The sequence below is a fragment of the Vibrio profundi genome, from assembly GCF_043642225.1.
GTDB classification, from domain to species: domain Bacteria; phylum Pseudomonadota; class Gammaproteobacteria; order Enterobacterales; family Vibrionaceae; genus Vibrio; species Vibrio profundi_A.
This window is the reverse complement of the sequence record NZ_JBHZSF010000011.1, coordinates 153,005-169,148: the sequence shown is the minus strand read 5'-3', so window position 1 is coordinate 169,148 and position 16,144 is coordinate 153,005. Positions and strand designations below refer to the sequence as shown.

Genomic DNA, 16,144 nt, shown 5'->3' with positions numbered 1-16,144 from the left:
AAAAGAGAAGGTGATTTACTCACGTACGCAGTATCGAAATCGAATGTACCAAGCCTTTATATAACCTGAAAGGCAAGTCACTTTAAATTCGAGCCTGTGACAGTCTCTCCAATAACCAGACCCTATTGTCGCATCGCTAAATGCTTAAAAAAAAAGGATACGCTTTGTTTAATTTTAATAAATCATATTTATATGGGCTAATGACCATCGCATTATTCGGTTGTCAGTCCGATGATGAATCTAACAATGACCCTGTTTCGGTTTTTGTTCCTTATAATATTCAAGAGTTGCCTAAACCAAATGATGGCTATGGCTATGATAATGACGGGACAATTACAGGTGTTGGTGAATCTAGTATTACTCTAGAGTCAGAGAGTGCTGAGTATTACCAAGATTACAATAATACCTATGCTGTTTTAGATGGGTGGGGGTGTGTGCGGAACCTATTTTAATTCCTTTGCAAAGTGTAGATTCAAATAAACGTTTTCCTTTAGATGAAAGTTCACTTGAAGGTAATGTTGTCTTGATGAATGAATCTGGTAATGAAATTGCTACGCAGATAAGTTCTGATGGTTCAAATGTAATTATTCAATGTGAATCTGGATTAAAAGAAAATACAGAGTATTTCATCGTTGTCACTGACCGAGTTAAAACTGAATTTGGCGAGTCATTAAAGGCGGATTCAAGCTTTACTGACTTGGTTAATATGGAATTTCAAAATAAAGATGAAATTTATATCGAACTGGAAGGGCAGGTTCAAAGAGCTATTTCTTTATTTAAAGGTGATGGAAATCCCGTCTACGCAGCGCAATTTAAGACACAAAGTTCTTATGCTTCATTGGATGCGATGAGAGCGAATCATGAAGATCAAGTAACAGCGTTTATTGGCTCACCAACTAAGGTTAAAGACAGTAAACGAAAATTTGATGTGTACGAGCAGAAAATAACCTTACCTTTCTATTTGCCATTTACGGAAGACCGAGAAAGTGAATGTATTGTAGATCGCTTTGAACCCAAAGAATCTTGTCCGCCTTTGTACGAGTGGATGACAACCGAGCAAGGTGGGTTCCCAACTAAAGATAACCCACTTCCAAAAGTGGTGGAATTCCAACATGTACTTGCTTCTATTTACACCCCTTATGATTGGAATGAAACGGCTCCTCTAACACTGACCCCGCTGAAGACTGTCTTATTTATTCATGGAATTGGCGCGGATAAATCAGCTGCAGAACTCATGGCCCAAGATTATACGGATAAGGGCTACGCAGTCGTTGCCATTGATATGCCGTACCACGGTCTGCGTGTCCGCCATGATGCTAATGGTGAGGAGATCAGTGCAAGTGCTAACAAAGCGAATTTTATTAACGTGGATTCGCCATTAGCGCTGAGATCTAACCTTCAACAAACCGTCTCCGACTTCCTAGGCGTTCGTTATGCATTGGGGAACCAACCTTGGGTGGATGCTAATAATATCCATTTAGTGGGGCATTCGCTTGGCGGAATTATGTCGGTGATGGTGACTGAGTTCAGTCAATCTAACCCTGACTTTGAGTTTAAAACCGCAAACTTTGTGGTTCCAGGGCAGGGGCTCACTAACCTAACGCTAACTTCAAAAATACTTGGGCCAGAAATGTCTGATGGCGTTAAGAAATCTCCAGATGTGCAACGTGCCATTGCAGAAACGGTCATTCCAGATATCTGTACCACTGATACCACCAACGAAGAGTGTATGTTGGCATTAGAGGCTTTTGTCGAGGAATCTTCGGAAAATAAAGGTCTAGTACAGAACCTAGAAGATGACATTTTTGATTTGCTGATCACCGGGTTTAAACAAGGCGTTCAAATGTCGATTGATAGTGCAGACCCTGCGAGCTTTACGACACGACAAAAACAGAACCAACAACCGACACTGCTGATGGCAGCTGTTGGGGACTGTGGAGAGACATGCGAAGTGGGTGTTGAATATGCTCCTGATACGGTCGTGCCAAATTCTGCGCCTGATAACATCCGTACGGGTACAAACCCTCTCATCGAAGCATTAGGGCTCGAACAAATTACGGGTTCAACGGGAACTGTGCAAAGTGGATTTTCGGGAAGAGGGTTCATCGGTGCGACTACGGGTGGCCACGGTACCTACTTGTTCCCTTATGAAGGACCTGTAGACGAAAATGGGCTGCCAAGTTTTCCTGAAACTCAGGATGAAGACGGTGACGGCGTAAGTGAAATGGACGACGTACGTGGAGCGATGGAGACGCAGCAAGTAGCGGTAGCGTCTATGGTTCTAACGCAGGGCTCTGCCGTAGTAATTAACAACAAAGATCACATCGAAACAGAGGTACCAGAAAATGAAGAATAAACTTGTATTTGGTGCCGCAGCTTTGCTTGTGCCTTGCATCACTAATGCTGCTGGCTTTCAGCTAAATGCACAATCTGCGACTGGGCTGGGTAGAGCTTTCGCAGGAGATGCGGTTATGGCTGATAGTGCCGCAATCGTTGCTAAAAATAGCGCAGCTATGGCATATATCGAGCAGCCTATGTTGTCGGTTGGTGTTGTGTACATAGACAGTGCAGTAGACGTGTCCGACATCAGTTATACACCAAACACGGGTCCAACAGAGTCTTTGAGTGATCGGGATTTAAGTGCAGGAACTTTGGTTCCTAATGTTCACTATGTTCATCCAGTTAGCGATTCGAAGTTCACTCTTGGCGCGACTGTTCATTCTAACTTCGGCACCGATGTAGAGTTTGATGATTCCTTTGAAGCTGCCGAGTTTGGGGGGAAAACCGCTCTTTCTAGTGTGAATGTGGGCGTTGCCTTAGCTTATGAGTTGTCTGAAAAAATCAACCTAGGTGGCGGAATAGACGTTATCTATGGAGAGGGTGAGATTCAGCGTCAGGATAGACAATTGTTAAATGTTGATGCTGACGGCTTTGGTATTGGGGCAAATGTAGGTGCGACGTATCAGGTTAATGATAACAACCGTTTTGGCATCGCCTACCGCTATAGCCCAGATATTGAAGTGGAAGGGGATATTACCAAAGGTGGAATCCCTGCTGACAAAATGAATGTCCCTTTACCAGACACCTTAGAGTTTTCTGGGTGGCACCAGCTTAATCAGCAATGGGCAGTTCACTATAGTTTGCAATGGGTTCAGTGGTCAGAGTTTGACTCGTTGACCTCACCTTCCCAATCAGATTCTATTAAAGACTACCAATGGAAAGATGCGGGGCATGCGTCTATCGGCGGCACATACAAGATGTCGGAAGACGTCGTGTTGCGCGCCGGGTATATGTATGATTTGTCACCAGTAGATGAAGTCACATCCTTGTCGATCCCGGATGTAAATCGTCATTGGTTCACTGTTGGCGGAACTTACTATTTAACCGCTTCTAGCTCTGTTGACCTTGGGCTTGGTTTCATTGTCGGCGAGCATGATCAGGTTGATGAAAACCTCGAAGTCACATCGGTGACTAATGTGACTGCTGACGTAACTGCCAACGCGTTACTCGTTGGACTCCAATATCAGCATCGCTTCTAAACCACATCTAATTTGTCTGGCTCAGTGGTGAAATTGAGCCTTATTCTTAACTATTAGCTGTTATTAGCATTATTTAGATAGCTGGACGCTTATTAAGTTAAAAATAGCTACTTTATTACAGGTATTAGGCCAATTTATCCCTAATGCCTGGATAGGTATCGAAATGAAATTCAAACCTCTAAGTAAATCCATTTGTTTAGCCTTATTTGCACTTAATTGCGCTCCGTCTATTGCTCAAGAAAGCTCGCTGGTTCCTGTGACGATTGAGCAAGCGAGCCAAAAAGCGTTTACATCATCAATTATTGAAGTTGGAAAAATCAGAGCGACCGATTCTGCCGCTCTGACTTTCAGCGCCTCTGAGAAAATCCAGACGATCCATTTTAGTGATGGGGAGTCGGTCAAAAAAGGGGAGCTAATTGCACAGTTGGACAATACCACTGCGAAAGCGGACCTCGACAAAGCTCGCAGTACGCTAGCGCTTGCAAAATCGAAACTTCAACGTGTTGAAGAGTTATTGAAAAAGCAGCCAGATTCAATGTCTCAGCAAGAAGTGGAGGAACTTAAAGAGCAAGCTAATCTAGCTCAAGCTGATTTTAGGCAAAAAGAAGCGGTGATGAATAACTACTTATTGGTTGCGCCATTTGATGGTCAATTAACCAACTTCAGTCATTCGGTTGGAGCAAGAATTGATAGTTCCACACCGTTAGTGAGTTTAATAAAACTTGATCCGGTTGAAGTACATTACGCGATTGGACAGGCGGATCTTGGGAACGCGAAGCTTGGCCAGCACGTGTCGATAAAAGTCGATGCATTTGAAGGTGATAGTTTTACAGGCGTGGTCGACTATATTGCCCCTGCCGTCGATGAAAGTTCTGGTCGAGTTGAAGTGCATGCTCATGTGACGAACCCTGAGCACCGCCTAGTGCCTGGGATGTTTGCAAAGGTTAATCAGATCACGAGTGACGACTCAACCCAAATGGTTGTCTCTCAGAACTCAATTTTAGCCAAAGACAACGACCGTTTTGTTTGGGTGGTAGAAGGCAACACCATCGAGCAGCGCATTGTTGATCTAGGAGTGAACACCAATGATGGCTATGTCGTGGTCGAGGGTGGCGTAGAGTTAGGTGAAAGTGTTGTAGTGACAGGGCAGCAGAACCTAAAGCTTGGTTCGCAAGTCAAAGTGATGAACCCAGAAGCGGCAGATATTCAAGATAGCGTCATTAATATCGAAGAAGTCCCGTCATTGCCTCTGGATGAAATTATCCCAGAAAGCGCTAGTCAGAATGACCAAACCAGTAAAGCGCAAGCGAGTAAGGAAACAAAGGAAGAGGAGCGTGTGAATGAAGCTTCCTGAGGTTTGTATCAAACACCCTGTCTTTGCATCGGTTCTAAGCATTGCGATTGTACTGCTGGGAATGTTGTCATTTCAGAAACTGTCGATTCAGTATTTTCCTGAACACAAGACGCCTTCTGCCACCGTCACTGCGGCTATCAATGGCGCAAGTGCGGAGTTTATGTCTCGTAACGTTGTAGACAAATTGATCACCGCGGCTACTGGTTTAGACAGTGTGAAAACCATGACTACAGATTGTCAGGAAGGCACCTGTAGTCTCAAAATTATATTCGAAGATGACATCAATGAAGTGGAATACACAAGTTTGATGAACAACTTGCGAAGCAGTGTCGAAGGAATCAGTAATTTCCCACCGAGTATGACAGATACGCCGACGGTGACGGATGATTCTTCAGACACTAGCATGCCGAGTAATGTAATTACGTTCGTAAACTCTGGCGGTATGTCGAAGCAGCAAATGTACGACTACATTAGCCAGCAAGTCGTGCCTCAGTTTAAGCACATCCAAGGTGTTGGTGGCATTTGGGGGCCTTATGGTGGCAGCTCGAAAGCCGTACGTGTTTGGTTGCAACCTGATCGAATGATGGCGCTTAATATGAGTGCATCTGATGTAGTGGGGACATTGAGCTCTTATAACGCGACATTTACAGCGGGAACGATTAAAGGACAAGTGCGCGACTTTTCAATTAACCCAGTCAACCAAGTCACCAGCGTTGATGATGTAAGAGACTTAGTGGTTCGCGTTGATAACGGTAAGATCATCCGCATAGGTGATATTGCTGAAGTCAAAATGGATGAAGAGAGTCTAACGCCAAGTATTTTGCGGGTTGACGAAAAGCTTGCGATGTCTATCCAAGTGTTACCGCTTAAAAGCGAAAATCCAGTAACCGTTGCGAATAAAGTTAAAAAGCAGATTGAGATGATTCAGCCTCAATTACCGGATGGTATTGAGATGAAAATGGTCTACAACCAAGCTGACTTTATTAAGGCAGCCATCGATCAAGGTTTCATGACACTCATTGAAGCGATTGTATTGGTTTCGGCTGTGGTGGTTCTTTTCCTTGGCTCGATACGTGTGGCTTCCATTCCCATTATTACCATTCCTGTCTGTGTCATCGGTGTATTTGCGGTGATGTCGCTGCTTGGGTTTAGTATTAATGTGCTTACGATCCTGGCTATTATTTTGGCGATTGGCTTGGTGGTTGATGATGCGATTGTTGTGGCTGAAAACTGTTATCGTCATATTGAAGAGGGTGAAACCCCTTTCGAGGCTGCACTCAAAGGCTGCCGAGAAATTGTATTCCCTGTTATTGCGATGACGCTAACCCTTGCCGTGGTGTACCTACCAATCGGTTTGATGTCGGGTTTGACTGCAGACTTGTTTAAGCAGTTCGCATTCACACTAGCCGCGGCGGTCATTATCTCTGGCTTTGTTGCACTGACACTTTCGCCAATGATGAGCGCATACCTAATGAAACCGGTATCAACGCCACCAAAATGGTTCCAAAAGGTAGACAGTAAACTGAACAGTTTGTCTGATGTGTACACCAGAGAATTGAACAAATGGTTTGATCGTAAAGCACTGATGAGCGGTATCGCACTTTTTCTGATTGCCTTGTCTGCTCTTGCGGTTTGGAAAATGCCACAGGTACTATTGCCAACAGAAGATACGGGGTTTGTTGAGGTAACATCGACACCGCCAACGGGGGTAGGGCGTCAGTATCACTTAGATAATAATCAACAATTAAATAGCGTCTTCACAGGGAATGAGTCTGTAGAAGCGAATCTATCATACATCGAAGGCACGCCGACTAACCACGTACTCTTAAAGCCTTGGGGTGAAAGAGAGAAAAGTGCTGATGACTTGGTCAATGAATTCATCGCAACAGCGCAAAGCTCAGTTTCGGCTTATGGGATGTCCTTTAAAGTCCGCTCAGCTGATAACTTGAGTATTGCGACCAATATGATTCTGGAATTGACAACCGTTAATCGAAATACAAAAGCATTATCTGAAACGGCTCATGAAGTGGTTAAAACGCTAGAAAGCTATGAGGGTGTGACCAACGTTAAGAACTCGATGTTGCGTGACCAGTTACGCTACGATTTAGCTATCGATAGAAATGCGATCGTTTTGTCTGGGGTTGATTACGGAAACGTAACCAATGCGCTTTCGACGTTCTTAGGCTCGGTTAAGGCGGCGGATTTACAAGCTGATGATGGCTATACCTACCCGATCCAAGTTCAGGTGAATCGTAATGACTTAGGAGATTTTAAAGTTCTCGATAAGCTGTACGTTGATTCGCAATCTGGACAACGATTACCCTTGTCTCAGTTTGTGTCGATTAAGCAAGTGACGTCTGAGTCGAACTTCAAAACCTTTATGGGTAAAGACAGCGCTGAAATTACCGCGGACTTGATGCCGGGTTATACGGCGAGTGATGTACGAGCTTACATCGATGAAAACATACCGAGCTTGCTGAAACATGCTCAGAATTATGAGTTCAATGGTGTGGTGAAAGATCTTGTCGATTCAAGTGCAGGCGCACAAGTGTTGTTTGTGTTGGCTCTAATTTTCATTTTCTTAATTTTAGCCGCTCAGTTCGAAAGCTTCGTTGATCCAATGATAATCTTGTTGACTGTACCATTATGTATTGTCGGCGCTATCTTAACGCTTTCTGTATTTGGTCAGAGCTTAAATATCTACTCAAAAATTGGCTTGTTGACGCTAGTCGGGCTCGTAACCAAACACGGTATTTTGTTGGTAGAGTTCGCGAATGAAAAGCGTAAAGCTGGGGCGAGCGCAAAAGACGCGGCGATCAGCAGCGCGCGTTCTCGTTTACGTCCAATCTTAATGACGTCTCTCACTATGATTTTGGGTTCGCTACCGCTGGCACTCGCTGACGGCCCTGGCTCGCTAGGTCGCATAAACATCGGTTTGGTGTTGGTTGGCGGACTAACAGTTGGAACATTCTTTTCATTGTTCTTAGTACCAGTCGCCTATGTAGGAATGGCCAATTTGAAAGAGTTTGATATTTTGACTCGCTTGAGAAGTAAGGTTGCGTAGCTCTAATATCTGAAAAATAAGGCATAAAAAGGCCCTCATTTGAGGGCCTTTTAGTTAGTTGTGAAGTCCTAAATGAGTGGTTGGTTGTTTCAGTCTCCGATATTGCACTCGAATGAAGTCTAAAAATCATAATTAAGGTTCATAGAGCTATATATTTCATTTTTGCTTTGGTCTGACGCGACCGTAGTGTTGTAGATATACTCAGTGTCGAATGTCAGTGCTAAATTCCCCATCAATATATTCTTCAAATACCCTTTAACGTTGTAGTTGGTGTTTTCCTCACCGTAAGCGACGTTTATGGTGGAGCCAATCGAAAAGTTTTCCGTAAATTGAATGGAGCCATCTAGGTTCCCACTGGCGATTAATTCGTAGTTTTCTTCACTAGGAAGCTCTTCATCAAAAGGTTGGCGGATACTGATTCGATAACCTGGGCCGGCAGACGCCTGAAGTTTGATTTTTTCTGTATCGTAAAAGTGACGACCTAGACCTGACATAGTGATCAACTGTTTTCGGTAGGTACCGAAATGATCTTGCTCAAAACGAGAAGCTGCCACCAAGTATGTTATTTCATTTAAGTCGTAGGTAATGCCATAGTTAATTGTGTAGCGATTGGTCCCATCTTCACCTTCTTCGGCGTCTGTATAGTAAGTATCAAATTGTACTCGATGTCCCCAAGAATCCCCTTTGTATCCTATTGATAGCCCAGAGTTTATAGAAAGCGAGGTGCTTGTATTTTGTGAGTAGATAAACCCTAATTTTGTCAGGCGCGTGAAAGGTGATTCGTCTTCTTTTTCTGTTGCAGACACGAACAATGGCAGAAGAACCATAATAAGTAGAGATTTGGTGGTGCGCATTATGTATGAAACCGTAAATTAAAACAGGTAAGTAAGAAATTCTGCCGAGGGGGCATAAGGTGCATTAATAGGAGAAAAACCTTCTGGTTTGGACTCATCAAAGTGTTCGAAATGAATAAAGTGAGACACTAAGTTCGATGCGGGTTCATACTCGAGATCTAGTGAATCTAATAGGGTCTTCTCAAAATGAGCCGTGAATATAATTTGCCCACTTTCGTTTCTAGCTGCCTCTTGAACATTCACTTTGACATGTTTGTCGGGAAGAATTGAAAAGGCGTCTAATGCGGTTTTCAAAGCGCAGCTGTTGACGTATTCCCGGTATATACGATTCCGCTCTTTCAAAGGCAGGTGTTCAGACACGAGCTCACCTTGGAAAAGTGTCTTTTTCGTCAAAGGTACGACTTTATCTTTATCTATTTGGACGGTGATTTCCAAATTATAGCCATTCTTATATTCACAGTGTTTTGGAACAATCACTGAACTCCCCAAAACCGTTTGCTGATTACTTTCAGGTAACAAACGATTTAGCGCTTCAAGTTTAGAATCGTTGTCGTTGTTTAAGACGTTTTTAGATAATTTGTTATCGGTTAACCACTGAGCATACGCTTCTTCCCAAGTTGAAAGAGCAGATTGGTAGTTATCGATATCTTTGTTTGCTGAAGTTTCAATGTTTCGAACTAAAGCTTCTAGCTTGGTCGAGTTATCTGTCCATTTATCTAGCCAAGTGAGTTGCAGGCAGTTTAATTCGGAAAGCGCCTTAGATTTATTGGCAAACGAAATGGTAGGCATAGTCGGGGCTGGAACATTCGCCAGTTCTTCCCAGTCTATCGACCTAGTGATGATTTTATGTAGCGATTGAATTACGGTGATTTGCTCATTGAACAGGGTGATTTCGTCAGCTGCTCTTTGAAGGGCTTTAATACTCATAGCCTTACGTACTATCTAAACTTTGAAAATTGAAGGGCTATTTTATTTCGTCAGCCTGCGAATCGGATTTCATTCAATGTGATTGATCATTAATGAGGAGAATTGAGATTTCTTTCGCTAGTTTAGATGTAGTAGGGAGAGCTATTTATCCTTAGTGGACGTGGCGCAGAACGGGTTGATACCTCGCATAGTCAGGACCCAGTCAACAATAGAAATAATACCTATAACTCATTGTATAAATAATGTTTATCTATAATTCGCAAAATAGAAAAACCACTTCTACACTCAACAATGAATTTGTAGTTATTTCATTATGTTATGTGTGTTGGAGGAGTTTGATGGCAGATAAGTCGACGGTATTGATTGTAGATGATACGCCAGAAAACCTAGATGTGTTGACTGGGTTATTGAAACACCAGTTTAAAGTGAAGGCGGCAAAAAGTGGTGTCACAGCCATTAAATTGGCTCAGATGACCCCTAAACCTGATTTGATTCTACTAGATATTATGATGCCTGATGTTGATGGCTATGAAGTGTGTCAGATATTAAAATCCCAACCTAATACCGCTCATATTCCAATCATTTTTGTGACCGCAAAGATTTCATCAGAAGATGAAGTAAAAGGGCTGTCATTAGGAGCGGTAGATTACATTACCAAACCGATCAACCCAGCCATTGCTCTACAACGAGTGCAAACTCATCTCTCTTTATACGATCACCAACAAGCTTTGTACTTAAAAGTAAAAGAGCAGACTGAAGAGATTAACCACAGCAAAGTTGAAATGGTAAAGCGTTTGGGGCGTGCCGCCGAATATAAAGACAACGAAACTGGCATGCACGTGCTTCGAATGAGTCATTACTGTCATGTGCTGGCATTGGCGTGTGGCATGACATTAGAGGATGCGGACACGTTAAGAGAAGCCGCTCCAATGCATGATATTGGCAAGATAGGTATTCCCGATGCCGTGCTCCTCAAACCGGGAAAGTTAGACTCAAAAGAGTGGGAAGTGATGCAAACTCACGTCAATATCGGAGTGGATATACTAGGTGACACATCGGGATCTAAATTATTAGAAATGGCCGCGGATGTCGCCCAATGCCACCATGAAAAATGGAACGGTAAAGGCTATCCAAATGGACTTTCTCAAGAGGCGATTCCTTTGGTCGCACGAATAGCAGCAATTGCCGATGTTTTTGATGCTCTCACTTCAGAACGACCTTACAAACAAGCTTGGTCAGTGGAAAGGACCGTCGAGCTGTTAAAAGAAGAAAAATCTAATCACTTTGACCCTGACCTTGTCGATTTGTTTATTGAGAACCTCCCTGAAATCCTTGAAATCAAAGCTCGCTTTAAGGACTAGAACATGATGATTCGCTATGTGATCAGCGTGCTTGGCTGGCTGACCATAGGCCTGTCAGTAATCTTTTCAAGTTTCACGCTTGCCGACACTTCCAATGCGTTTTCTAGTGAAGAGCTAAGGTGGATGGAACGAAATCAGGTATTAACAGTCGTCGTTCGCCGAGATAAATACCCGTACATGTTCGTAAACAATAGAGGCGATGTAGACGGGATTATCGCACAGTATATGGACGAAATCGCTTCGATTACAGGGTTGGACATCGAATACGTTTTCGCTTCGAATGCATTAGAAGCTAAAGGCATGCTTAATAACGGCGAAGCCGATGTATTTCCAATAAGTTTTCCTGTGAATATCGGTGAGCAAAAAGCCACTTATTCAACGCCTTATTTGCCATACCAGAGGCAGCTCATCACTAAGGTGGATGCGGCGAAAATCTACCAAGCTACGCAACTTCGAACGCTAACTATTGGGGTAGTGCTAGGTGCGGAAATGACAGCTTGGTTCGAGACTCGTTATGCGAATATCGGAACCAAAGTTTATGCCAATGAACAAGACGCGATTAGAGCAGTGTCTGAAGGGAAAGTATTTGGGATTATTGCTGAGTTGGTCTCTATCATGGATTTGGCAAAGAAGTTAGGTGTAGAAAACATTAAGCCCAATAGTCAAATTCAGGGCTGGGAGCATTCTGAAGCTCGATTGGCCATCACTCCTAACTTACCAATTCTTAAAAGTATATTAGATAAAGCTATTAATCGGGTTAGCTTTCAGGCTCAAAATAGCATCATGAGCTCGTGGCTTGCAGGTAACCCTTACCGAATCAAACTTGATGGCGCATTTGATTACGGGAATCCTCCCTATATGTATGCGGAGTCTGCTGCGATCGGCTTAGAGTACTCCTTTTTACAGAAAGTGTTTAATAATATGGGGTATCAAATCGGAGATGTCTATCGAGCGCCAATTTCTTCACGGGAAGACGTATTAAAACGAGATGCCAACTTAGACTTCAATTCAGGTATCACCAATAAAGCGGAAGGCGAACGTAATTATTCAGTGCCAGCCCTCGAGTTAGAATATATAGCGGTATCGATTAGGGCAAGAGAGCTAAACTTAAGTGACTTTACGAGCATCGATTCATTACGTGTGGGATCGATCATTCAAGATGGCGCGTCTCCCAGCAGAAAAGCGTTTAGTGCTTTTATCGCGAAAATTAAGCCTAGGCATACTGCCGATTTTCAGTCACTAAAAGAAGCCTTTGAAGCATTGGCTAATAATACTGTGGATGCCGTAATCGTCGAGAAAAGGGTATTAGACTGGTACTTAGAACATGAAAGTGAACTAGATAGGAGTGCCATCCAAATTCATAGAGATTTCTCCGAAAGTTACCCAGTGTTTCTTGAATGGAGAGATCCCAAACTTCGAGACAAATTTAACGCATCGCTTGAATCTTTGTATGAAGATAAACAAGCAATGCGTAAGTTCGTTAATAGCCATATTGAATCCGATTTCAGGCCTCAGATGCAGCGTGCAGATATTATCGCGCAAATCGCCGCTTACTATTTGTACTCGGACAACCTTGAAGGCTTGAATAGTGCTTTGGAGATCTATGATTTATCCCAAGATATCGCAGCGATTGAAATTTATGACGAGAAGAAAGATCAAAAGGTTTACAGTGTAGTCACGACGGAACAAGGGCTAAAGTTTGCTCGTGAGTTCGACCGTTCACATTACATGAGTGTAACGAAAGACAGCATCTATCTTTCGGAAACTGGTGCGATAAAAGTGGGCGTAATGATCTTTTATTTCGACTATAAGGTGTCAGAGTCGGATTATGCCTATCTACCGTCACTGAGTTTTTTCAGCAACTTTAGCGATAAAGAATTTAGCTATATTTCTAAAATTTATGAAGAAAATAATCTAACAGGGCAAATCCTCAACTTAACACCTGATGAACTTCGCTGGATCAAGAATAACCCGATTCAAAAAATAGCCGTTGATCCTCAAACCTTGCCGTATGAAGCATTTAATGCGGAAGGTGAATACATCGGGATGATTTCTGAATTCTTACAAATTATCGAAACTAAAACAGGGCTAAAGTTTGAGCCCCAATTGGTGGAAAGCTGGGAAGAAACTGAAAAACTCATTCAAAATCGAACGGTGCCACTTCTGTCCGCGGCGCGTGAAAACGAAACATTTCTTGCAGACTATCAAGCAGGGTTAAGATTATTTTCTAGCGCACTGGCTGTCGCTTCTAAGTCAGAAGTGAGTGGTATGCTGATTTCTGACTTGAACCAATGGAAAGTCGGCATCTTAAACGGAGCTGCGAATACCCAAAAATTGATGTCTAAGTATCCAAACGTCGAATGGGTGATGATTGATAATACCAAGCAAGGGTTAAAGCTTGTCGAAAACAATAAACTAGATGCGATGCTAGATACCGTTCATGTGCTGAACTTCCTTATTAATACCCAAGCGTATCGCGACATCAGAATCATCGGCCGTTCCGATTATTTGGTTTCTCCAACGATTCATACGTCAAGAAATGAGCCTATTCTGTACTCCATTTTGGGCAAAGCGATCAAAGCGATTCCGCAAAAAGAAAAAAATGGGATTATTTCTAAATGGACAGCACCAAAGTTCATCGATAAAACCAACTATGAGCTGGTTTACACCGTCGTCGTAATTGCTGTTCTTGTACTTCTAACTAGCATTATCTGGAATCGAAGATTGAAGGCAGAAGTCAATCGTACAAAACAGGCGAGGGCGGCAGCGGAGCAACTGCAAGAACAAATGTTTGGTGTGTTGAATGCCTCCCCAATCGCAGCTGTAATCGTTCAGAACGAAAAAGTCATATACACCAATGAACGTGCACTAGAGTTGTTTGCCATTCGCCGAGAATCTGTGAAGGATTTAGATGTCACCGCGATTTACCCAGAAGTCTCGGTAAGAGAGGAAATTTACCAAGCCTTAGTGGTGAATCGGAATGTGGTAAACAAAGAACTCAATTTACGTAAGCTGGATGGGACCGCATTCACCGCACTGACCAGCTATTACCTGATCAACTACCAAGATTCAATCGCAACCCTATTCTGGGCATATGACATTTCTGAGCAAAAAGCGCTGAATATTCAATTAAAAGAAGCCATGTTAGATGCGGATTCTGCTAACCAAGCAAAATCAGACTTCTTGGCCAACATGAGCCATGAAATACGTACACCGATGAATGCGATTTTAGGGATGTCTTACCTAGCCTTGCAAGAAGAACAAAGTAAGCCTGCGGAAAACTATGTGAAGAAAGTACACCGCTCGGCAGAGTCGCTCCTCAATATCATTAATGACATCCTAGACTTCTCGAAGATTGAGGCTGGCAAACTCAATATAGAGTCTGCGCCTTTTAAGCTCAGCGTATTGTTGGAAGAGTTAGAAGATATAGTCTTGATCAAGGCCCTAGAAAAGTCATTAACTCTTAACCTAAGCACAGACCCTGATGTACCTAACGGTATTGTCGGCGACTCGGTGAGAGTGTATCAGGTGTTGTTGAACCTCTTGGGTAACGCCGTGAAATTCACCCAAGCGGGCTCAGTGTCGTTGCACGTTTCTTTGGTTGAACAATTCGATGATCAGGTAAGGTTACGGTTTAATGTGTGTGATACGGGAATCGGCATCAGTGTAGAGCAGCAAGATAACTTATTTGAAGCCTTCTCTCAGGCAGATGCCTCTACGACACGGAAATATGGTGGTACAGGGCTTGGGCTTAATATCAGTCAAAAGCTTGTTAGTGCGATGAACGGACATATCAACGTGGCTAGTGAAGTGGGACAAGGAAGCTGTTTTACCGTGGACCTCAGTTTCCCACTTGCGGAAGAGAGCTTTAATCAGGTTGATTACACACTGCGTAGCGTTGTTGACTTAGATTTAGCGCAAGCGCGTATCTTGCTGGTGGAAGATAACGTAACCAATCAAGAACTCGCCCTCGCATTTCTTGATAAATTTAACACAGTAGTTGATGTGGCCAACCAAGGTGAAGAAGCAATAGAGCGGGTTAAAGCGCAAGACTATGATGCAATCTTGATGGACCTTCAAATGCCGGTCATGGATGGCTTTGAAGCGACCAAGCAGATAAGAAATATTAACTTGAAAGTGCCAATTATAGCGATGTCAGCCAATGTAATTGGTGACGTTAAGAAAAAAGCGAATGACAGTGGCATGAATGACTTTGTAGAGAAGCCTGTCATTATCAACCGGTTAGCCGCAGCATTAGGCCGCTGGGTCAATGGAGAAAGTGTGCCCGTTTCTGAGGCTGATGACATTCGTAGTTATGCTGAAAATGATGAAAGTAATGACGTGTTTAACGTCGCTTTAGGGCTTACTTACTGTAACCATGACAAGTCGTTACTAGAAAAACTCATGAAGAGGTTTAATAACCAAATCGATGACATTATTCCGCAATATCGCCAGCTAATAGAACAAGGCGAACCACAAGAACTCGAACGCTTATCTCATACGTTGAAAAGCACATCAGGGGCCATTGGCGCATCTCAAACCAGTCAGTTATTTTCAGAACTTGAAACCTATTTTGGAGATGTGGCAGAACAAGGTAATGCTGAACCAGAGCTACAGAAACTTTCCGAAGCGTTATGGGCCTTACGTAAACAATTCAATGAATATTGGGATAAGCAAGAGCTGAGGGGTAAACAAAATAGTGAAGACGTTTCCGATACAAAATCTACAAATTCAGTCTCTATATCTATAGAGGGCTTCGCACGATTGGAAAGTTTATTGGAAAATTACGATGTCGAAGCATTAGAAGTGTTGCAGTCACTCATTGAGCAACATCCTGACAATCGAAAGCAGTTAGAACCGATTAGTGCATTAATTGAAGACTATGAATTTGAGTCGGCACTGGACCATTTAAAACGGATTCAACAATAAATAATAAGCCCAATCTTTGAATTGGGCTTTTTTAGCCATGTACATCGGAAGAACGCGTTAGTTGGTGGCGTGAACTGGTAAATTCGCGAAGCTAGTTTGGATAAAATGCGTCATTG

At 43.0% G+C, this 16,144-nt stretch carries 7 protein-coding genes and 1 pseudogene; 6 read left to right on the top strand and 2 right to left on the bottom strand.

Annotated elements, in window-relative coordinates; genetic code table 11:
- Positions 1-140: 140 nt before the first annotated feature.
- The 4 genes and pseudogenes from ACHUFI_RS16530 (at position 141) to ACHUFI_RS16515 (ending at position 7,957) form a co-directional block, all read left to right on the top strand.
- Positions 141-2,356: pseudogene (locus tag ACHUFI_RS16530) on the top strand (alpha/beta fold hydrolase).
- On the top strand, positions 2,346-3,539 hold the full coding sequence (locus ACHUFI_RS16525) for an outer membrane protein transport protein (RefSeq protein WP_394251069.1): 1,194 nt from the start codon (positions 2,346-2,348) through the stop codon (positions 3,537-3,539). The pseudogene ACHUFI_RS16530 and the gene ACHUFI_RS16525 overlap by 11 nt, the downstream one beginning before the upstream one ends.
- 163 nt (positions 3,540-3,702) lie before the next feature.
- Entirely contained in the window at positions 3,703-4,893 is a 1,191-nt protein-coding gene (locus tag ACHUFI_RS16520; RefSeq protein ID WP_394251067.1) for an efflux RND transporter periplasmic adaptor subunit, read from the top strand.
- On the top strand, positions 4,880-7,957 hold the full coding sequence (locus tag ACHUFI_RS16515; RefSeq protein ID WP_394251065.1) for an efflux RND transporter permease subunit: 3,078 nt from the start codon (positions 4,880-4,882) through the stop codon (positions 7,955-7,957). The genes ACHUFI_RS16520 and ACHUFI_RS16515 overlap by 14 nt, the downstream gene beginning before the upstream one ends.
- 119 nt (positions 7,958-8,076) lie before the next feature.
- On the opposite strand, the gene ACHUFI_RS16510 is transcribed toward ACHUFI_RS16515, so the two are convergent.
- Together ACHUFI_RS16510 and ACHUFI_RS16505 are read right to left on the bottom strand one after the other, a co-directional pair.
- Positions 8,077-8,811: a DUF481 domain-containing protein gene (locus ACHUFI_RS16510; RefSeq protein WP_394251063.1), complete on the bottom strand. Its 735-nt coding sequence runs from the start codon at positions 8,809-8,811 to the stop codon at positions 8,077-8,079.
- Positions 8,812-8,829: 18 nt separating this feature from the next.
- Positions 8,830-9,738 (bottom strand): hypothetical protein, encoded by a 909-nt coding sequence (locus tag ACHUFI_RS16505; RefSeq protein WP_394251061.1) that lies wholly within the window; start codon positions 9,736-9,738, stop codon positions 8,830-8,832.
- Between the two features lie 338 nt (positions 9,739-10,076).
- On the opposite strand from ACHUFI_RS16505, the gene ACHUFI_RS16500 reads away from it, so the two are divergent.
- Positions 10,077-11,099: an HD domain-containing phosphohydrolase gene (locus ACHUFI_RS16500; RefSeq protein WP_394251059.1), complete on the top strand. Its 1,023-nt coding sequence runs from the start codon at positions 10,077-10,079 to the stop codon at positions 11,097-11,099.
- A gap of 3 nt (positions 11,100-11,102) precedes the next feature.
- A complete protein-coding gene (locus ACHUFI_RS16495; protein WP_394251057.1) occupies positions 11,103-16,028 on the top strand; it encodes an ATP-binding protein in 4,926 nt (1,641 codons plus the stop codon).
- Positions 16,029-16,144 lie beyond the last annotated feature (116 nt).